This is a genomic window from Hoeflea sp. TYP-13 (assembly GCF_040932035.1).
Lineage (GTDB): Bacteria > Pseudomonadota > Alphaproteobacteria > Rhizobiales > Rhizobiaceae > Hoeflea_A.
The window spans coordinates 205,182-223,766 of record NZ_JBFRBB010000003.1; the positions used below are offsets into that span (position 1 = coordinate 205,182).

The 18,585-nt window shown below is 58.1% G+C and carries 18 protein-coding genes and 1 pseudogene; 15 read left to right on the plus strand and 4 right to left on the minus strand.

Annotated elements, in window-relative coordinates:
* Positions 1 to 4 precede the first annotated feature (4 nt).
* Both ABVT35_RS18085 and ABVT35_RS18090 read left to right on the plus strand, forming a co-directional pair.
* A complete protein-coding gene (locus ABVT35_RS18085; protein WP_368468204.1) occupies positions 5 to 592 on the plus strand; it encodes a 5-formyltetrahydrofolate cyclo-ligase in 588 nt (195 codons plus the stop codon).
* Positions 592 to 1,410 carry a TIGR00282 family metallophosphoesterase gene (locus ABVT35_RS18090; RefSeq protein WP_368468206.1) on the plus strand — a complete coding sequence of 273 codons (819 nt, stop codon included), beginning with the start codon at positions 592 to 594 and terminating at the stop codon, positions 1,408 to 1,410. The genes ABVT35_RS18085 and ABVT35_RS18090 overlap by 1 nt, the downstream gene beginning before the upstream one ends.
* Positions 1,411 to 1,432: 22 nt before the next feature.
* On the opposite strand, the gene ABVT35_RS18095 is transcribed toward ABVT35_RS18090, so the two are convergent.
* Positions 1,433 to 2,290, minus strand: coding sequence for an MBL fold metallo-hydrolase (locus ABVT35_RS18095; protein ID WP_368468208.1), 858 nt, complete (start codon positions 2,288 to 2,290; stop codon positions 1,433 to 1,435).
* A gap of 338 nt (positions 2,291 to 2,628) precedes the next feature.
* On the opposite strand from ABVT35_RS18095, the gene ABVT35_RS18100 reads away from it, so the two are divergent.
* The 4 genes from ABVT35_RS18100 (at position 2,629) to ruvB (ending at position 5,737) form a co-directional block, all read left to right on the plus strand.
* A complete protein-coding gene (locus ABVT35_RS18100; RefSeq protein WP_368468209.1) occupies positions 2,629 to 3,378 on the plus strand; it encodes a YebC/PmpR family DNA-binding transcriptional regulator in 750 nt (249 codons plus the stop codon).
* Between the two features lie 134 nt (positions 3,379 to 3,512).
* Entirely contained in the window at positions 3,513 to 4,049 is a 537-nt protein-coding gene (ruvC, locus tag ABVT35_RS18105) for a crossover junction endodeoxyribonuclease RuvC (RefSeq protein ID WP_368468211.1), read from the plus strand.
* Complete coding sequence (gene ruvA, locus ABVT35_RS18110) at positions 4,046 to 4,663, plus strand: Holliday junction branch migration protein RuvA (protein WP_368468212.1); 618 nt, start codon at positions 4,046 to 4,048, stop codon at positions 4,661 to 4,663. The genes ruvC and ruvA overlap by 4 nt, the downstream gene beginning before the upstream one ends.
* A 30-nt stretch (positions 4,664 to 4,693) precedes the next feature.
* A complete protein-coding gene (ruvB, locus tag ABVT35_RS18115) occupies positions 4,694 to 5,737 on the plus strand; it encodes a Holliday junction branch migration DNA helicase RuvB (RefSeq protein ID WP_368468214.1) in 1,044 nt (347 codons plus the stop codon).
* A gap of 189 nt (positions 5,738 to 5,926) precedes the next feature.
* Here ruvB and ABVT35_RS18120 read toward each other — a convergent pair whose 3' ends face one another.
* The 3 genes from ABVT35_RS18120 to ABVT35_RS18130 all read right to left on the minus strand — a co-directional run bounded on the left by ABVT35_RS18120 (position 5,927) and on the right by ABVT35_RS18130 (position 9,008).
* Positions 5,927 to 6,835 (minus strand): NAD-dependent epimerase/dehydratase family protein, encoded by a 909-nt coding sequence (locus tag ABVT35_RS18120; RefSeq protein WP_368468215.1) that lies wholly within the window; start codon positions 6,833 to 6,835, stop codon positions 5,927 to 5,929.
* Complete coding sequence (locus ABVT35_RS18125; protein WP_368468217.1) at positions 6,832 to 7,686, minus strand: glycosyltransferase; 855 nt, start codon at positions 7,684 to 7,686, stop codon at positions 6,832 to 6,834. Before ABVT35_RS18125 ends, ABVT35_RS18120 begins: the two co-directional genes overlap by 4 nt.
* 101 nt (positions 7,687 to 7,787) lie before the next feature.
* Complete coding sequence (locus ABVT35_RS18130; protein WP_368468219.1) at positions 7,788 to 9,008, minus strand: NAD-dependent epimerase/dehydratase family protein; 1,221 nt, start codon at positions 9,006 to 9,008, stop codon at positions 7,788 to 7,790.
* A gap of 159 nt (positions 9,009 to 9,167) precedes the next feature.
* On the opposite strand from ABVT35_RS18130, the gene ybgC reads away from it, so the two are divergent.
* The 9 genes and pseudogenes from ybgC to ftsH all read left to right on the plus strand — a co-directional run bounded on the left by ybgC (position 9,168) and on the right by ftsH (position 18,565).
* Entirely contained in the window at positions 9,168 to 9,614 is a 447-nt protein-coding gene (gene ybgC / locus ABVT35_RS18135) for a tol-pal system-associated acyl-CoA thioesterase (RefSeq protein ID WP_368468221.1), read from the plus strand.
* Positions 9,615 to 9,925: 311 nt separating this feature from the next.
* Entirely contained in the window at positions 9,926 to 10,642 is a 717-nt protein-coding gene (gene tolQ, locus ABVT35_RS18140) for a protein TolQ (protein WP_368468223.1), read from the plus strand.
* Between the two features lie 11 nt (positions 10,643 to 10,653).
* A complete protein-coding gene (tolR, locus tag ABVT35_RS18145) occupies positions 10,654 to 11,115 on the plus strand; it encodes a protein TolR (protein ID WP_368468224.1) in 462 nt (153 codons plus the stop codon).
* Positions 11,116 to 11,124: 9 nt separating this feature from the next.
* Complete coding sequence (locus tag ABVT35_RS18150) at positions 11,125 to 12,180, plus strand: hypothetical protein (RefSeq protein WP_368468226.1); 1,056 nt, start codon at positions 11,125 to 11,127, stop codon at positions 12,178 to 12,180.
* A gap of 118 nt (positions 12,181 to 12,298) precedes the next feature.
* Positions 12,299 to 13,537 (plus strand): annotated as a pseudogene (tolB, locus tag ABVT35_RS18155) (Tol-Pal system beta propeller repeat protein TolB); the annotation flags it as partial.
* Between the two features lie 96 nt (positions 13,538 to 13,633).
* A complete protein-coding gene (pal, locus tag ABVT35_RS18160) occupies positions 13,634 to 14,158 on the plus strand; it encodes a peptidoglycan-associated lipoprotein Pal (RefSeq protein WP_368468844.1) in 525 nt (174 codons plus the stop codon).
* A gap of 63 nt (positions 14,159 to 14,221) precedes the next feature.
* Positions 14,222 to 15,133 carry a tol-pal system protein YbgF gene (gene ybgF, locus ABVT35_RS18165; protein ID WP_368468227.1) on the plus strand — a complete coding sequence of 304 codons (912 nt, stop codon included), beginning with the start codon at positions 14,222 to 14,224 and terminating at the stop codon, positions 15,131 to 15,133.
* Positions 15,134 to 15,145: 12 nt separating this feature from the next.
* Positions 15,146 to 16,480: a tRNA lysidine(34) synthetase TilS gene (tilS, locus tag ABVT35_RS18170; protein WP_368468229.1), complete on the plus strand. Its 1,335-nt coding sequence runs from the start codon at positions 15,146 to 15,148 to the stop codon at positions 16,478 to 16,480.
* A 147-nt stretch (positions 16,481 to 16,627) separates the two neighbouring features.
* On the plus strand, positions 16,628 to 18,565 hold the full coding sequence (gene ftsH / locus ABVT35_RS18175) for an ATP-dependent zinc metalloprotease FtsH (protein WP_368468231.1): 1,938 nt from the start codon (positions 16,628 to 16,630) through the stop codon (positions 18,563 to 18,565).
* Positions 18,566 to 18,585 lie beyond the last annotated feature (20 nt).

Consider the following 18,585-nt stretch of genomic DNA (forward strand, 5'->3'; position numbering starts at 1 on the left):
CTTCATGTCCGAAAAGCAGTTGAAATCGGAACTTCGCCGAAGGGCACTCGGTGCACGTGATGCCTTGGATGCCGAAACGCGCATCGAGGCAAGTCTGGCTATCGAGAAGATTGGTGCGGCAGAGATCGAGATCCGGCCCGGCGAAATCGTGTCCGGCTTCTGGCCGATCCGCTCGGAGGTCGATCTAAGGCCGCTGATGTTTACTCTGCGGGAGAAGGGTGCCCGGCTTTGCCTGCCTGTCATCATGGACAAAACCACCATCGTTTTTCGCGAACTGGTGCGCGGTGCCGAAATGGTTGAGACCGGGTTCGGAACCGCCGGTCCGGGTCCGGAAGCGGCGGTGCTCGATCCGACGACGATGCTTGTGCCGCTGGCGGCATTCGACCATACCGGCCATCGCATCGGATATGGTGCGGGATATTACGACCGGGCGATTGCCAGGCTGTTCGACAAGGGAATGGAACCGCGACTGATCGGGGTGGCCTTTGATGTGCAGGAGGTGGACGCGGTTCCAAGCGAAGCGCATGATGTCGCCTTGCCATCAATCTTAACGGAGGGGGGGCTGCGTTCCATGCCTCACACCAGGTCATAATGCGTTTTTTGTTTCTGGGGGATATGGTCGGACGGTCCGGCCGTACAGCGGTATGGGAAAAACTTCCCGAGCTGATCAGCGATTACAGTTTCGATTTTGTCGTCGTCAATGGCGAAAACGCTGCCGGCGGTTTCGGTATAACGGAGGAAATCTTCCTCAAGACCATCGATGCGGGCGCCGATGTCGTCACCACCGGCAATCATGTCTGGGACCAGCGCGAAGCGCTCAGTTTCTGCGAGCGTCAGGATCGGTTCATCAGACCCGCCAATTTTCCTGATGGAACGCCTGGCAAGGGCTCAGGTGTCTATATGGCGCGCAATGGTGCGCGGGTTTTGGTCACCAACATCATGGGCAGGATATTTATGCATCCTGATCTGGACGATCCGTTCATGACGGCCGAGCGGGAATTGGCGGCGTGTCCGCTGGGCGAACAGGCCGATGCGGTGATCATCGATTTCCACGCCGAGGCGACGAGCGAGAAACAGTGTTTCGGACATTTCGTCGACGGCAGGGCCAGTCTGGTGGTCGGAACGCATACGCATATCCCGACCGCCGACCATCAGGTGCTTGATGGCGGCACGGCCTATATATCGGATGCCGGCATGTGCGGCGATTACGATTCCTCGCTCGGCATGGACAAGGAAGAGCCGATCAACCGGTTTGTCACCAAAATTCCCAAGGGACGCTTCGAGGCCGCTACAGGGCCGGCGATGATTTGTGGTGTTGCGGTTCTGATCTCAGACCGGACGGGTCTTGCCGAATCGATCCAGCCGCTTCGTATCGGTCCGCGTCTCGAAGAGGCGCTGCCTGTGTTCTAGCGCGTTGCACGGTTGCGGTGTTTCAAACGCCGTTGAGGACGATGATGGTCGGCTGCTTCGGCAAGTCGCGGAGCGTGACGGTCATGGAGCTGTCGGTGCTGAATTCACGGGCAAAGTCGCTTCCGAAAAGCTTCAGGAATGCATCGATCGACCCGCCCCGCCTGTGCATCGGCAATATGACCGAGGCGCGCAGGCGCTTAACGATATCGCTCATCTTTTCGTGACCGATGGTCAGGCCGCCATCGATCGGCACCATCAAAACGTCGAGCCTGCCGATTTGTGCGATATGGCGATCTTCGAGTTCGTGGTGGAGGTGACCGAGATGACCGATGCAAAGGCCCGCGACCTCAAATATAAAGATCGAATTCGCGTCAGGCTCCCTGCCGCCAAATCCAGACCTGATGTCGGTGGTGACGTTGCGGATATAGGTATCGCCGATAACCAGGTCATGATCGACCGGACCGCCATTGGGGTTCCAGCCCGGCAGAACGTTCTCGATCGCCGGGTCCGGCTGCAGGGTGAAATGGCTTGAGTGCGCCTTGTTCATCGTAACCACCTGCGGCGGCTCGTTGTCGCCCGCATAGCCGTTGTAGTCGGTGGCGATGGTCACGCCCTGCGGTGTTTCGATGAGATAGGTGGAATGGCCGATAAACGATATGCGGACCTGTTCCTTGTTCAGCGGATCGCCGGCGGCCGGAACAACTGGGATAGCCTGCGGCTTCGAGGCAACGGCCTGGCAGATGGAAACCGGACGCGGTGTGCTTTCATCGCTGATATTCTGCAGCGTCTGCGTCACAATTTCGATGTTCCAGCCACCGGCAATGCCAGCAACCACCGGCAGTGCACACAGCAAGCTGACAAAGCCCCAGTGTATTTTCATATCGCCCGTCCCAATATGTTTAAGTATCCGACCGGCACTGCCCTACCGGCTGTATTTCTTAAATGTCGCACTCGTTACACCATAACGGGGATCATTTTAAGCGAAATAGTGACAAATTACCCAAAATGTGTGATTTCGCTCAATTTCGACCGGGCTGATCAAGTAGTGCTTTGATAAAATAAATCCGCCGGTTGCAGTTCTGAAGCTGCAATGCCAGCACATGATCAGCACGCGTGTGAGCGCGCGCCGCCGCATGGATGCCAGCCGTCTGGACGGCGGGTTCCGACTTGCCTATAAGGCGGCGCAATCAAGAAATCCTAAAAAGTGGACGGAGTGCCATGGCAGGCCATTCAAAATTCAAGAACATCATGCACCGGAAAGGACGGCAGGACGCCGTGCGCTCGAAGCTGTTCTCCAAACTGTCCAAAGAATTGACCGTTGCGGCCAAGATGGGCGGCGGCGACATCGAAGGCAATCCGAGGCTGCGGCTGGCGGTACAGAACGCCAAGGGCCAGTCCATGCCGAAGGACAATATTCAGCGCGCCATCAACAAGGGCGCCGGTGGTGACAGTGAAGATTACGAGGAAATCCGCTACGAGGGTTATGGTCCCGGCGGCGTTGCCATCATTGTGGAAGTGCTGACCGACAACCGCAATCGTTCCGCTTCCAATGTGCGTGCGTGTTTTTCCAAGAATGGCGGGGCGCTCGGCGAGACCGGCTCGGTGGGCTTCATGTTCGACCGCGTCGGCGAGATCGTCTATACGGCGGATGCGGGCGACGAGGATTCGGTCATGGAAGCTGCGATCGAGGCAGGCGCCGACGATGTCCAGTCCGGCGAGGAAGGGCATACGATCACATGTGCATTCGAAGCCATTGGCGATGTTTCAAGTGCGCTGGAATCGACGTTGGGCGAAGCTGAATCCGTCAAGCCCGTGTGGAAACCGCAAACCAGCACCGATGTGGATGAACAGAAAGCCGGCACGCTGATGAAGCTGATCGACGCTCTGGAAGACGACGACGACGTTCAGAACGTTTATGCCAATTTCGAGATCTCGGACGAGGTTATGGCCAAACTCGCCGATGCCTGAGATACCAGCTTGATATCTGACGGCGAAGAACCCGGGTCCGGTGATCCGGGTTTTTTGTTGGAATTTACGAAATGTTTTTGTTTTGTTCGCATTTCTGTGGCATAGCTCAAATGCGGCAAACAACGGACGGGGACATGGCCCAGGCAGATATTACACGCATCATCGGCATCGATCCGGGTTTGCGCAGAACCGGATGGGGAATGGTGGAGAGCCTTGGCAATTCGTTGCGCTTTGTTGCTTCGGGCACCGTTCGCTCAGACGCGGCAAAGGATCTTGCGTCCCGGCTCTGCCAGTTGCATGACGGTCTGTCGCAGGTTCTGCACGAATATATGCCTCATGAGGCGGCGGTTGAGGCGACCTTTGTCAACAAGGATGCGACGGCCACGCTGAAACTCGGTCAGGCGCGAGGCATTGCCATGCTGGTGCCGGCGCTGGCAGGCCTGCAGGTCGCTGAATATGCGCCGAATGCGGTGAAGAAATCGGTGATCGGCGTCGGCCATGGCGACAAGAAGCAGATCCATATGATGGTCAAGGTGCTGATGCCAAAGGCGCAGTTCGATACCGACGACGCGGCCGATGCACTGGCTATTGCTATCTGCCATGCCCATCACAGGCAGAGCGCCGTCGGCCGGTTCAAGCTGGCGGAACAGGCGGAGGCGCGGACCGCATGATCGGAAAGCTCAAGGGAACCATCGATGAAATCGGCGAGGACCATGTGCTGATCGATGTTCACGGCGTGTGTTATGTGGCGTTCTGTTCGGCGCGCACACTCGGCGGACTAGGCAGCGTAGGCGAGGCTGCCGTTCTGCATATCGAGACATTTGTTCGCGAAGACCAATTGAAGCTGTTTGGATTTGCTTCGGCACTTGAGAGGGAATGGTTTCGGCTCCTGCAAAGCGTTCAGGGCGTCGGCGCTAAGGTGGCGCTGGCGGTACTGTCGACGCTATCGGCCGCTGATCTTGCCAATGCCATCGCGCTGCAGGACAAGGCAACGGTTGCCCGCGCGCCGGGTATCGGCCCGAAAGTCGCGCAACGCATTGTCACGGAACTCAAGAACAAGGCGCCGGCCTATGCCGGCGAGGCCGGCGCCGCTATCGGCCTCAAGCAGGAGCTCGGTGAAGGCGCGGCAGCCGGCCCGGTGACGGATGCGGTTTCTGCCCTGTCCAATCTCGGCTATTCAAGGGATCAGGCGGCAAATGCTGTCGCGGCGGCGATGAAATCGGCCGGTGAAACAGCCGATTCCGCCACACTGATCCGGCTTGGCCTGAAGGAACTGTCGCAGTGACTTTTGATGAATTTGGCGCGGGATTGAGCAATGAGTGAGCACGATCGCATCATTTCCGCGGAAACGCGCGGCGAAGACGCTGAGCTGACTTTGCGTCCGCAAAGCCTCGACGAATTTACAGGCCAGGCCGAGGCGCGCTCCAATCTCAAGGTTTTCATAGAGGCTGCAAAGGCGCGGGGCGATGCACTCGATCACGTGCTGTTCGTCGGCCCGCCGGGGCTCGGAAAGACAACGCTGGCGCAGATCATGGCAAAGGAGCTCGGCGTCAATTTCCGCTCGACGTCCGGCCCGGTGATCGCAAAAGCCGGTGATCTCGCGGCGCTTTTGACCAATCTGGAAGAGCGGGATGTTCTCTTCATCGACGAGATCCACCGGCTTAATCCGGCGGTGGAAGAGATCCTCTATCCGGCAATGGAGGACTACCAGCTCGATCTCATTATCGGCGAGGGACCGGCCGCGCGCTCGGTCAAGATAGACCTCGCGCGCTTTACGCTTGTCGCGGCAACGACACGGCTTGGCCTGCTGACAACTCCGCTGCGCGACCGCTTCGGAATACCTGTCCGGCTCAATTTCTATACCGTCGAGGAGCTTGAGCACATTGTGCGACGCGGCGCGCGGCTGATGGGGCTTGAGATAACCGATGACGGCGCACAGGAAATTGCCCGGCGCGCACGCGGAACGCCGCGCATTGCGGGTCGATTGTTACGGCGGGTCAGGGATTTTGCCGAGGTTGCCAAGGCCGAGGCCGTGACGCGGCAGATTGCCGACGAGGCGCTGACGCGGCTATCAGTGGACAATAAAGGCCTCGACCAGCTCGATTCCCGGTATCTTACAATGATCGCGCATAATTTCGGCGGCGGGCCGGTGGGCGTCGAAACGATTGCGGCGGGACTTTCCGAACCGCGCGACGCGATCGAGGACATAATCGAGCCGTATCTCATTCAGCAGGGTCTCATTCAGCGCACACCGCGCGGGCGGCTGTTGACTGCCAATGCCTGGCGGCATCTTGGCCTCGACGTGCCAAAGGATCTTGCACAGCAGCAGATCAACCTGTTTCAGGAAGGTGAGGACTAGCCTAGAGCGTGTCTTGCTTAAATTGAAGCATTTGCTGCTACCCTCGAGAGGATTATGTTGTTGAAACAGAGTGGTAAACGGGCCGGGCGATTTTGCCCGCTGACTGCGTTGGCTTGCGCTTGTGGTGGGTTAGCACCACGGCGCGCAATCCGCCTTGTCAGCGACCAAAATCGCCTCGGTCAAATGATTCTATTTAAGCAAGACACGCTCTAGAAGCCGCTCGATCTCGGATTGCAGCAATGCCACACCGCCGGGTTGCCATCCGAGTGCTGCAAGTTTTGCAGTGCTTGCAATGTTGTAACTGCTTTTATCTGCCTCGGCGGGCAGGGAATGGCTGCAGCCGGTGTGTTCCCGGACGAGCGCCAGCAGATCACGGCGATCGAGAAAGAGGTCGGAGACGTTGAAAGCCTCACCGGCGATCTCTGCCTCCGGCAGTTCCAGCATCAACCGTGTTGCCGCCGCGACGTCTCTGCCATGCACTTCCGTTCCGCAGCGTGGTTCAACGGGATTGCCGTTGAGGTAGTCGTTAAAAAGATCTGACCATTTATGCGCTTCGCCTGGTTGCAGGGACCCGTAAACACCGGTAGCGCGCAGGCTGGCGACTGCAAGCCCGCCCTTGGCCGACAAAGCGCCAAGGTGGCGTTCACAAGCGTGTTTGACCGCGCCATAGTGCGTGTCGGGGTGGCAGTCGGTTTTTTCGGTGAGCACGGCACCCGGTGACTGAACGCCGTAAACCGCCCGGCTTGAGAGGAACACGCCGCGCTCCATTCCGGCCTGAGCGGCTGCCTGAAACAAAAGCAGCGTTGAAAGAAAATTCGCCCTCCAAAAGCCGGGAGCATCATCGCCTTCACCGCTCCGGTAGCGGCCCGGAACATGGGCGAAAGCGGCGTGAATCAGACAGTCGCATCCGGCAACCGCAGTCCCAAAATCAGCCTTTGGATTGAGCGTCAGCGGGACAAATTGCACGGGTGCAGAAAAAAGGTCAGGCGCCGGCGCAGTGCGCCCGGCGACCGTGACGTCATAACCATGAGAAAACAGGTCCTCGACGATGAAGCGGCCGACCAGGCCGCTGCCTCCGGTGACGAGGACGCGCGTCATGCGGGCTTGCCCGGATTTTCAAGGGCGTTGATTTCGGGAATGCCCGTGCCCGAGTGGAACGCATGCCAAAGTTCGATCAGGGGCGCCAGCTCTCCGGCTCTCGGATTGTCTGCTTCCCACGGCTTTTCGTACTGATAATGGACCACATATACCGACGCCCAGTCCCACAGCTCAGGCATGTTGAACCAGACATATTGCAGCATGTTGAAGAATACAGGCAGGCCCTGCCAGTCGGGAAAGTAGCTCTGCAGAAAAGTCTGGTCTGTCCGCCGCCAGAACATATCCGGCTGATCGAGCCTTTGCAGCATGTCGGCGAAAGTGTCTGCAGAGGGTTCGGCGACGAACACGCCGGAGTTCAGCCGATGGAAATCGCTGAGCGATTCATAGACATTCGGCGCAGCCGAAAACTGCGGATAGCCGAACAGCCGATCCATATTGCGTACGACAACCGCATCGGCGTCAATAAATACGCAACGCTCATATTCCTCGAGCTGCCACAGCCTGAGCTTGACGAAATTATCAAGCGGTGTGTGGAAGGCCGGCTTGCGGCCCTTCGGAAAAGGGGCGTTGGAATGCAGCCTGGCACGCGCATGACGCTCGTTGAAATCGTCCGATGTCGGCAGCAGCTCGGCTTTGATCAGCCGTGCTCCAAGATCCGATACTTCCAACAGATCCTCACCGGATACGGCACCGGTGTGCAGGACCACAATATCGGCGTCGGTGCCTGTCAGAACTATCGAGCGTACCAGGGCCAGCGCGCCCTTGACGTAGTCGCCATTGGTAACCAGGGTCACATAGGCATGACGGCTGGCAGCCTGTTTGCTGGCGGTCAGCTCAGGGTGGTGGCCCATAATACGGTCTTTCCGATCCACAACGTTCTGCGCGGTGTTGCGTCCCTGTTTTCTGATACTCGGTTATTCCGAAAACCGGGTCCCACTTTTCAGATCTCGCACTAGGAGGCCGATTTGAGGTTCTTGCCTTCCGGGTCCCGGTTGATCGTCGGCTCGATATCCTTGGTCCAGGCGGATACGGCCGGGATGCGGCTGCGGTCGACGCGGTAGGCATATTTCTTGGCCACTTCGACGACTTCTTCAAGCAGGCCTTCTTCCAGGGTGATCGGCTTGAGACCCAGTTCCAGGAACTGCTCGTTGTGCACGACGAGGTCGTTTTCCGCCGCTTCCTTGCGTGGATTGGGCAGATAAGCGATTTCGACGCCGCCCAGTCGGGCGACCAGCTCGGCCAGGTCCCTGACCCGGTGGGTTTCGGTCATCTGGTTGTATATCTTGACCTTTTCGCCTGCCTGAGGGGCGTTTTGCAGCGCGAGCTCGATACAGCGCACCGAATCCTGAATATGGATGAAGGCGCGGGTCTGGCCTCCCGTACCGTGCACTGTCAGCGGATAGCCGATAGCCGCCTGGATCAGGAAACGGTTGAGCACGGTTCCGTAATCGCCGTCATAATCGAAGCGGTTGATCAGCTGCTCATGGCGGCGGGTCTGCTCGGTGTGCGTTCCCCACACAATGCCCTGGTGCAGGTCGGTGATCCGCACGCCGTCATTCTTGGCATAGAACTGGAACAGCAGCTGATCGAGACATTTGGTCATGTGGTAGATCGAGCCGGGATTTGCCGGATAGAGGATGTCCTGCTTGACGGTCTGACCGTCCATGGTGTCAATACCGACCGGCAGATAACCTTCGGGAATGGCGGCACCGACGGTCGAATAGCCGTAAACGCCCATGGTGCCGAGGTGAACGAGATGCGCGTCCACACCCGTCTCGACCATGGCGTTGAGCAGATTGTGCGTTGCGTTGACGTTGTTGTTAACCGTGTAGTTCTTGTGCCGGTCCGATTTCATCGAATAGGGCGCTGCGCGCTGTTCGGCAAAATGCACGATAGCGTCGGGCTTTTCCTCCGCCAACCAGGCTTTGAATACGTCATAGTCGCGTGAAATGTCGATCAGATGAAAGTGAATGCGGCGTCCGGTTTCCTGGTGCCATATGCGCGTGCGCTCCTGGATAGAGTCCATCGGCGTAAGCGATTGCACACCGAGTTCCGTATCTATCCAGCGGCGGGAAAGGTTGTCCACGATGTGAACGTCGTGCCCTTGCTCCGACAGATGAAGCGATGTTGGCCATCCGACAAACCCGTCACCACCGAGAACCGCTATTTTCATGGGATCTACCTCCATTCGCATCTTTGAGGCGAGCGTTAGCCCGCAATTGTGACAGGATTACAATGGCCAAGGCACATATATTCTGCCCGCATGTCGATATAGCATTGCTCTGACAATCAAATTGTGTTCCGTCAACAGTGGGCTCATTCATAGTTGTTGATGGAGAGATGGTTGTCTGAGGCGCTTTCGGGTTCGCTTGAGGGAAATATTCACCGGCTTTTGCAGCGGGTCTACTACGAAGACACGGACTTTTCCGGTGTTGTCTACCATGCCCGCTACCTGCATTTTCTCGAGCGTGGACGGACTGATTATCTTCGTTGTCTCGGCGTCCACCAGGGACAAATGGCCGAGACAGAGGGCGACGAACGCCTGGCATTTGTCGTTCGTCATATGGATATTGATTTTCGCGCCTCGGCAAAAATGGATGATGTGCTGGAAATCGTCACAAGAACCGAAAAAATAGGCGGCGCAAGGCTGGTGCTGGGCCAGGAAATACAGCGTGAAGGCAAAACCATGATTGCCGCCATCGTGACTGTGGCCATAGTGAACAGGGGCGGAAGGCCCAGAAGGCTGCCCGGGGACATTGCGAGGCTGCTTACGGGATAACCCATGATCAAGCCGCAACTGCGTTGTCTCCGAGACCAAATGACGGGCACTTTCACGTTCCTGTCATGGGCGTCAGATTATGCTTGCCTTAATTCCTAACCTGTCATTAACCATAAACGTGTCTTAATGAGATGTGAGAAGGGGGGCCGGTAAGTGCGCCTTCCTTTGACCAAATTTTGCCGCGACAAGGCAGGCTGGGTGAATGAGACGGTGCAAGCAATGAATGCGAAGCCGGACCGCGTGTCGCGTAACTTGGCGCGGGCACCGATGCTGCAATGCGACCGGTCGTCCGGATTCTGGGGTTATTACGAATGGAACAGGTAGGCCTTGCAGCCACCAATGAAGTCACGTTGTGGGCGCTTTTTATCGAAGCCAGCTTCGTTGTTAAACTCGTTATGGTGGGGCTGGTGGCAGCGTCCATTTGGACATGGGCCATCATTGTCGATAAAAGCTTCAATTTTGCCAGGGCACGCAGGCAGTTTGACCGTTTCGAGCAGGTTTTCTGGTCCGGTCAGTCGCTTGAAGACCTTTATCAGATGCTCTCGGACCGGCGCACCAGCGGCATGAGCTCGATTTTCGTCTCGGCAATGCGCGAGTGGAAGAAATCCTTCGAGCGAGGGGCGCGTTCACCCATGGGACTGCAGATGCGCATCGACAAGGCTATGGACGTAACGCTCGCGCGGGAAGCCGAAAAACTCGAAGCGCGTCTCGGTTCGCTCGCCTCAATCGGTTCGGCAGCGCCCTTTATCGGTCTTTTTGGAACCGTTGTCGGCATCATGACCTCCTTTCAGGCGATTGCCGGATCCAAATCCACCAATCTGGCGGTGGTTGCACCCGGTATCGCGGAAGCCCTGCTGGCGACGGCGATCGGACTTCTGGCGGCCATTCCGGCGGTGATTGCCTATAACAAGTTTTCTTCTGATGCCGGCAAGCTGACAGGCCGTATGGAAGGTTTTGCCGACGAATTTTCCGGTATCCTGTCGCGGCAGCTCGATGAAAAAACGCAGCCGCGCCAGGCGGCAGAGTAGGGGCTGCATCTATGGCAATGGGAACCGATAGCACGGCTGCCGGAAACCGCCGCCGCAGTGGCGGCCACAGGCAGGGCCGGCGGCGCAAGCCGATGAGCGAAATCAATGTCACGCCGTTTGTCGACGTGATGCTGGTACTGCTGATTATCTTCATGGTGGCCGCGCCGCTGTTGACCGTCGGTGTTCCGATCGATTTACCGGAGACGGACGCCAGCGCTCTTAATTCCGAGACGCAGCCGATCACGGTTTCGGTCAATGAGGCCGGAGAAATCTATCTTCAGGAGACCGTCATTCCGCTTGATGAAGTCGTTCCCAAGCTGCAGGCCATTGCAACAACGGGCTACAAGGAGCGCATTTATGTGCGCGGCGACCGCAACGCGGACTACGGCACGGTCATGAAGGTCATGGCGCGCATTTCATCGGCCGGTTACAAAAACCTTGGTCTTGTTACCCTCCAGGAGCAGGATGGGTGAGCGCAGCCAATGAAACTGGGCATTGTCATATCCGCCGCAGGGCACGCGCTCCTTTTGAGCTGGGGGTTGTTCTATCTATCGGCTCCCCCTTCGCACGAGGCCGTTGAGATCGAAGCGCTGCCGGTTGATATCATTCCTGTCTCCTCCATCACCCAGATCCAGGAGGGCGAGAAGACAGCGTCGGCTGCTGAAATTGCGGCACCGCGGCCGACCAAACGGCCGAAACCGGTGGAAGATGCGCAAAATGTCGGAGACAACACGGTCGATCTGAAACCGAACAAGGTCGATAAGCCGTCGGATGATGCGGTCGAGGCTGCGGCCGAACCCGAAAAGGCGGATGTTGCCGAACCCGTTCCCTCGACGGAAACTGAGGTGGTGCCGGAACCGGCGCCGAAGCCTGAGCCCGTTGCAGCGACGGAGGTTGCCGCATTGCCTGCACCGCAGCAGGATGTGGCTCCGGACCCTGTTGCAGAAGCCATTGCCCGCGCCGAGGCGACGAAACCGAAATTCGAGCCGCTGCCCGAAAAGGTGCCGACGCCAACACTGCGGCCTACACCGCCAAAGGCACAGACTGCCAAGACACCGGAACGCAAGAACAATCAGGACCGCAAGCAGCCGACCAAACTCGCCTCGGCCAAGAAAAGCGATTTCAGCGCAGACGAGATCGCTGCGCTGTTGAACCGGCAGGATCCGGCGGGCGGCGGTGCGCGGCGCAGCCAGCGCGAAGCCTCGCTTGGCGGGCAGACGACCACAACGGGTCTGAAACTGTCACAAAGCGAAATGGACGCCTTGCGCGGTCAAATCCAGCGCTGCTGGCAAATCGTTCCCGGCATGGCCGACGGAGCGGATGTTCGTGTACGTGTAACCATGCGTCTTGACCGTTCCGGTGCCATTGACGGGCAACCGAGCGTTCAGGCCACAGGCGGCTCAGAACAGGTAAGGCGTGTCCTTGCCGGTGGCGCACGAAGAGCCGTATTGCGTTGCGCGCCGTACAATCTCCCATCTGAAAAATATGACACCTGGGCCGATGTTGTGGTCAATTTCGACCCGAGCCAGATGTTTTGAGGACAAATCCTTGAGCGCATTCTTCAAATCTACCCTTCACCCCCTCACTTTCGGCATTCGAAAATACGTTCTTTTCAGCCTGTTGCTGATTGGAAGTTTCGGCATGACCCACGGGACCGCCAACGCCCTTGTCGAGATAGACATCAACCAGGGTAATGTGGAACCACTGCCAATGGCGGTGACCGATTTCATTTCCGATGACGACATAGGACCTCAAATCTCGGCGGTGATTGCCGAGGATCTTCGCAGGTCCGGCCTGTTTGCCCCGATCAACAGACAGGCCTTCATCCAGAAGATCTCCAACCCTGACGTCGCACCTCGCTTTGAGGACTGGCGCGTCATCAATGCGCAGGCACTGGTGGTCGGTCGCGTCACCAAGGAATCCGATGGCAAGCTCAAGGCTGAATTCCGGCTCTGGGATACATTTGCGGCCGAACAGCTCATCGGCCAGCAGTTTTTCACCCAGCCGGAAAACTGGCGCCGTGTCGCCCACATCATTGCCGATGCGATCTATGAGAAGCTGACCGGCGAGCGCGGCTATTTCGACACGCGCGTGGTGTTCGTGTCGGAGACCGGCCCGCGCAACGAGCGGCAAAAGCAGCTCGCCATCATGGATCAGGACGGCGCCAATCTGCGTTTCCTGACGCAAGGCAATGATCTGGTGCTGACACCCCGTTTTTCCCCGAGCCGGCAGGAAGTCACCTACATGTCCTTTGCCGACGGCCAGCCGCGGGTCTATCTGCTGCAACTGGAGACCGGACAGCGCGAAATCGTCGGTAATTTTCCCGGTATGACTTTCTCGCCGCGTTTCTCGCCGGATGGCCAGAAGGTGATCATGAGCCTGCAGCAGGACGGCAACGCCAATATCTACACGATGGACCTGCGCTCGCGGGCAACGACGCGTTTGACGGACACGGCAGCGATCGACACGTCGCCCTCCTATTCGCCGCAGGGTAACCAGATCGTGTTTGAATCCGACCGGGGCGGGCGCCAACAGCTCTATGTCATGAATTCTGACGGTACCAATCAACAAAGAATTTCGTTTGGCGACGGATCCTATTCGACACCTGTGTGGTCGCCGCGCGGTGATCTTATTGCCTTTACAAAACAATCAGGCGGCAAATTTTCCATCGGCGTCATGCGTCCGGACGGGTCCGGGGAGCGCATATTGACGACCGGGTTCCACAATGAGGGGCCGACATGGTCGCCCAATGGCCGCGTCATCATGTTTTTCCGCCAACCGGCGGGGGCAGCGGGACCGCAACTCTACTCCATCGACCTGACGGGATATAATGAACAGAAGGTGGAAACGCCCAGCTATGGATCCGATCCGGCATGGTCTCCGCTGTTGAAATAGCTGACTTGCTGTCGCACGTAAGCCCCAATCTGCTGTATAAGGGTCAGCGGCCCCTGCCTGAGCGTTGCGGCTTGGATAATTGAAAGACCAGTCGTCATATCGAGGAGAACGACTATGAACCTGATGATGAGCGTTGCGCGCAACCCGGTTGCGCTTGGACTGGCCGTGGGGCTTGCCCTGACGGGTTGCTCGTCCAAAAGAACATTACCCAACAGCCCCGGCGAACTCGGATTGTCTGCAAACGGGGCGGTGCCCGGATCGCAGCAGGATCTGACGCTCAATGTCGGAGACAGAATTTTCTTCGACACCGATTCCGCTGCGATACGGCCCGATTCAGCGGCGACACTGTCCAGGCAGGCGCAATGGCTTGCCAAATATCCCAGTGAACAGGTCAGAATCGAGGGGCACGCCGATGAGCGCGGCACCCGCGAATACAACCTTGCCCTCGGTGCCCGGCGGGCCGCGGCGACACGCGCCTATCTGATATCAAAGGGTGTGGCCGCAAGCAGAATTAAGACAATTTCCTATGGCAAGGAAAGACCGGTTGCCGTGTGTGACGATATTTCATGCTGGTCTCAGAACCGCCGGGCCGTAACGGTGGTCAGTGGAGTAGGCAGCTGATTGGTACTGCACTTGAGAGGGAGCGACCGAGTTTGCGCCGTTTGAAAGGCAGGTAAGGATAATATGACCGCGTATCTACGAATTCTGGCCACATGTATTGCCGTTGTCACAGTGCCGGGACTGGCCAATGCCGTTCCTTCCACGATCTCAGCGCTAATTCTTCCTCCGGCGGATATTCCGGAGCTGACGGAATCTGCCAAGGCGCGTGCTCCGATCATTCTGGCGCAGGCTGCAGACCCTACATTTCGCCTGGGTCAGCTGGAAGAACGCATTCGCGTTCTCAACGGCCGCATTGAGGAAATGAACTTCCAGATGCTGCAGATGCAGGAGCAGATGCGGCAGATGCAGGAGGATAACGAGTTTCGTTTCCAGGAACTGGAAGGCGGCAACCGCACCGATGCGTCCCAGAGACCCGCCGAAAACCGCGATCAGGCGGTGGTGGACCGGCCCGCCGGCGAACAAACGGAACAGTCGGCGACCTCCGGCACGCTCGGCACGATCACATTCGATCAGAACGGTGAGTTGGTCGATGGCGAGTTGCAGCAACCATCCGATACGCAGGACCAGACCCAGACGGCAAGTTTGCCCAATTCAGGACCGGAACAGCTCTATCAGGCTGCTTACGGTTATGTCCTGTCCGGCGACTACCCCCTCGCTGAGGCTGCCTTCGGCAATTACATCTCCCAGTATCCTGAGGGAACCAACATATCGGATGCCTATTACTGGCTGGGTGAGGCGCAATATTCGCAAGGCGCCTATCATGAAGCGGCCAAGACGCTGCTGTCAGCCCACAAGCAATATCCCAACGCTGCCAAAGCACCCGAGATGCTGTTGAAACTCGGCATGTCCCTAGCGGCGCTTGACAATCGCGACACGGCCTGCGCGACATACAGGGAGGTGCTGACGCGTTATCCGGACTCTTCGGATGCGGTCAAGAACAAGGTCGCGGTGGAGCAAAGCCGCATGAGTTGCTAGAGCAGGGGTTAAGTGTCAGACGTTCGGCCAAAATCCGCAATTGACGATTTTATTTCCCGAATAAGGACGCTGGAAACCTTGTGCGTCGCCGTCTCAGGCGGCAGTGATTCAATGGCGCTTCTTCACCTGCTTCATCAACGTTTGAACGGTGCGGAGAAACCGCGGCTTGTCGCGGTCACCGTGGATCATGGCCTGCGGCCCGCTGCGGCGGATGAGGCAGGGCAGGTTGCCGAATTCTGCCGGTCCCGCAAAATAGAGCACCGCATCATGAAATGGTCCGGCAAAAAGCCGGATAGCGGTCTGCAGAATGCCGCTCGCAATGCGCGTTATGAGCTGTTGCGCGAAGCGGCGCTTTCATTCAAGACGACGGCAATCGTCACGGCCCATAACCGGGACGATCAGATCGAGACGATCCGCATGCGGCAGCGCCGGGGCATGGGGCGAGGGCTTTCCGGCATGGCGGATGCAGTGCTTTTCCGGCGCGACTGCTGGATCCTGCGGCCGCTTTTAAGGGTACGGCGATCCGCCCTTCAGGATGTCCTTCAAAAGGCCGGAATCACCTGGACGGACGACCCAAGCAACCGCGATCGACGCTTTGAGCGGGTGCGCATTCGTCTGGAAGGCAGCGATCCGTCCGCCGATGATGAATTGCTGTCGATGGTGGAGGCAATGGCTGATGCGCGCCGCAAGGATGGCGACCGGCTGGCGCGCTTCCTGCAGGACAATGTCATCATTCACGGCGATATGATTGCCGAACTTCCTCAGGTGCCCGAAGGCCTGTCTGATATCCTGCAACAGGCGGTGGCGCTGCTTGCCGCCCTGCTGGGCGGACGGGCCTATCTGCCAGGCTCGCGGTCGCAGGACCATATCGCCAGGTTTGTGGCAGGCGGCGGCCCGCCGCGCGTTAATCTCAGCCGCTCTGTACTGGACCGCCGGGCGCGGCGCGTATTTATCTACCGGGAGCGCCGGTCCGTGCCGACGATCCATGTCGCAGCCGGGGCGAGCGCCATTTGGGACGGGCGTTATCACTTCGCTAACTATTACAAAAAAAGCGAAATCGTTATCGGACCGGCAGAAGAGGACCCTGAGCTCATTCCGCAGGATCTTCCCGACCACCTTCCACGCGGCATAATTTCACGGGCGGCGAGATCACAACCGGCTGTGATTGTGGCGCAAAGTCGAAGCAAAACGATGAAAAAACTGCCTGTTTACGGATCAAAACAACTTGCCGCAGCGCGGTATTTCACGCATTTCGACCTGTTTTTGCCTGATTTCGAACGTAACGTCGCAAATGAATGCGCAGCTCTCTTCGGATTGCCGCCGTATCCCGAACCGCCCTTGAAATAAAGCAGTTTGGAAATGCGGATTATTATTTGCTAGAGATGCGGCATCTAGACCCTTGGTGGTCTTGGCAAGGGGCCCTCGGGGACCTATGTTGTTTTCAAATGAGTTTGCCTGCCAAACGGCGGGCTATTGGACGTTCCGGGGTACCGAATGAACCCAAATTTCAGAAATTTTGCCCTCTGGGCAATCATCGCCCTGTTGCTTATCGCCCTGTTCAACATGTTTCAGGGACCGAATGAGCGCACCTCGTCCCGGAATATAAGCTATTCCGAGTTTCTGCAGGACGTGGATAATGGCCGTATTCGCGAAGTGACAATTGTCGGCGATACGATAACGGGCGAGTATGCCGAGGGCGGCAAGTCTTTCCAGACCTATTCGCCCGGCGATTCAGGGCTGGTTCAGCGCCTTGAAGACAGGGGCGTCGGTATAACCGCAAAACCGGAAGTGGATGGTTCAAACACCTTCTTCGGCTACCTGATTTCCTGGCTGCCGATCCTGCTCATACTCGGCGTTTGGATATTCTTCATGCGGCAGATGCAGGGCGGATCGCGCGGCGCAATGGGCTTTGGCAAATCGAAGGCCAAGCTGCTGACGGAATCCCACGGCCGTGTGACCTTTGACGACGTCGCCGGCGTCGATGAGGCGAAAGAGGACCTCGAGGAAATCGTTGAATTTTTGAGAGATCCGCAGAAGTTCCAGCGCCTTGGCGGGCGCATTCCGCGCGGTGTATTGCTGGTCGGCCCTCCCGGAACCGGTAAAACGCTGTTGGCCCGGTCAGTTGCCGGTGAGGCGGCCGTTCCGTTCTTCACGATTTCCGGCTCCGACTTTGTCGAGATGTTTGTCGGCGTCGGCGCCAGCCGCGTGCGCGACATGTTCGAGCAGGCCAAGAAGAACGCTCCCTGCATTATTTTCATCGACGAAATCGACGCTGTCGGCCGCCACCGTGGTGCCGGTCTTGGCGGCGGCAACGACGAGCGCGAGCAGACCCTCAACCAGTTGCTGGTCGAGATGGACGGCTTTGAGGCCAATGAAGGTATCATCCTGATTGCCGCAACAAACCGTCCCGATGTGCTTGATCCGGCGCTGCTGCGTCCCGGCCGTTTCGACCGGCAGGTCGTGGTGCCCAATCCCGACATCATCGGGCGCGAGCGTATCTTGAAGGTGCATGTGCGCAATGTGCCGCTGGCACCCAATGTCGACCTCAAGGTCATCGCGCGCGGCACGCCCGGATTTTCCGGCGCCGATCTGATGAACCTCGTCAATGAGGCTGCCCTTATGGCGGCGCGGCGCAACAAGCGCCTTGTCACCATGCTCGAATTCGAGGATGCGAAGGACAAGGTTATGATGGGCGCTGAGCGCCGTTCCAGCGCCATGACGCAGGAAGAGAAAAAGCTCACCGCCTATCATGAGGCCGGGCACGCCATTGTGGCGCTGAACGTCGAATCGGCTGACCCGGTACACAAGGCGACCATCATTCCGCGCGGCCGTGCGCTTGGCATGGTCATGCAGCTGCCTGAGGGCGACCGCTACTCCATGAGCTACAAATACATGGTTTCGCGCCTTGCCATCATGATGGGCGGCCGTGTTGCCGAAGAACTGACCTTCGGCAAGGACAACATCACCTCCGGTGCCGCGTCGGATATCGAGCAGGCAACCAAGCTCGCCCGGGCTATGGTAACCCAGTGGGGCTTTTCCGATGAACTCGGGCAGGTCGCCTACGGTGAAAACCAGCAGGAAGTTTTTCTTGGCCACTCGGTGGCGCAGCAAAAGAACGTATCTGAATCAACGGCACAGAAGATCGACAGCGAAATCCATCGCCTGATCGACGATGCCTATGCAGCGGCCCGCAAGATACTCACCGAGAAAAATGATGATTTCAAAACACTGGCAGAAGGGTTGCTCGAATATGAGACTCTGTCCGGTGATGAGATCAAGGCGCTGCTTCGCGGCGAAAAGCCCTCCCGCGACATGGGCGACGACACGCCGCCCTCAAGGGGCTCTGCCGTTCCCAAAGCCGGAGCAAAGAGCCAGGATGGTAAGGAAGAGCCCGATAATCCGGATGCCGGCATGGAACCGCAGCCGCAGTAACGGACCATCAATATTGATTT

Coding starts and splice junctions, on each gene's coding strand:
- tolQ (WP_368468223.1), top strand. CDS start 9,926: ATGGAACAGGTAGGCCTTGCAGCCACCAATGAAGTCACGTTGTGGGCG.
- ABVT35_RS18100 (WP_368468209.1), top strand. CDS start 2,629: ATGGCAGGCCATTCAAAATTCAAGAACATCATGCACCGGAAAGGACGG.
- ABVT35_RS18090 (WP_368468206.1), top strand. CDS start 592: ATGCGTTTTTTGTTTCTGGGGGATATGGTCGGACGGTCCGGCCGTACA.
- ABVT35_RS18085 (WP_368468204.1), top strand. CDS start 5: ATGTCCGAAAAGCAGTTGAAATCGGAACTTCGCCGAAGGGCACTCGGT.
- ABVT35_RS18130 (WP_368468219.1), bottom strand. CDS start 9,008: ATGAAAATAGCGGTTCTCGGTGGTGACGGGTTTGTCGGATGGCCAACA.
- ruvB (WP_368468214.1), top strand. CDS start 4,694: ATGAGTGAGCACGATCGCATCATTTCCGCGGAAACGCGCGGCGAAGAC.
- ABVT35_RS18150 (WP_368468226.1), top strand. CDS start 11,125: ATGAAACTGGGCATTGTCATATCCGCCGCAGGGCACGCGCTCCTTTTG.
- ruvC (WP_368468211.1), top strand. CDS start 3,513: ATGGCCCAGGCAGATATTACACGCATCATCGGCATCGATCCGGGTTTG.
- ftsH (WP_368468231.1), top strand. CDS start 16,628: ATGAACCCAAATTTCAGAAATTTTGCCCTCTGGGCAATCATCGCCCTG.
- ABVT35_RS18095 (WP_368468208.1), bottom strand. CDS start 2,290: ATGAAAATACACTGGGGCTTTGTCAGCTTGCTGTGTGCACTGCCGGTG.
- ruvA (WP_368468212.1), top strand. CDS start 4,046: ATGATCGGAAAGCTCAAGGGAACCATCGATGAAATCGGCGAGGACCAT.
- ABVT35_RS18125 (WP_368468217.1), bottom strand. CDS start 7,686: ATGGGCCACCACCCTGAGCTGACCGCCAGCAAACAGGCTGCCAGCCGT.
- ABVT35_RS18120 (WP_368468215.1), bottom strand. CDS start 6,835: ATGACGCGCGTCCTCGTCACCGGAGGCAGCGGCCTGGTCGGCCGCTTC.
- ybgC (WP_368468221.1), top strand. CDS start 9,168: ATGGAGAGATGGTTGTCTGAGGCGCTTTCGGGTTCGCTTGAGGGAAAT.
- tolR (WP_368468224.1), top strand. CDS start 10,654: ATGGCAATGGGAACCGATAGCACGGCTGCCGGAAACCGCCGCCGCAGT.
- ybgF (WP_368468227.1), top strand. CDS start 14,222: ATGACCGCGTATCTACGAATTCTGGCCACATGTATTGCCGTTGTCACA.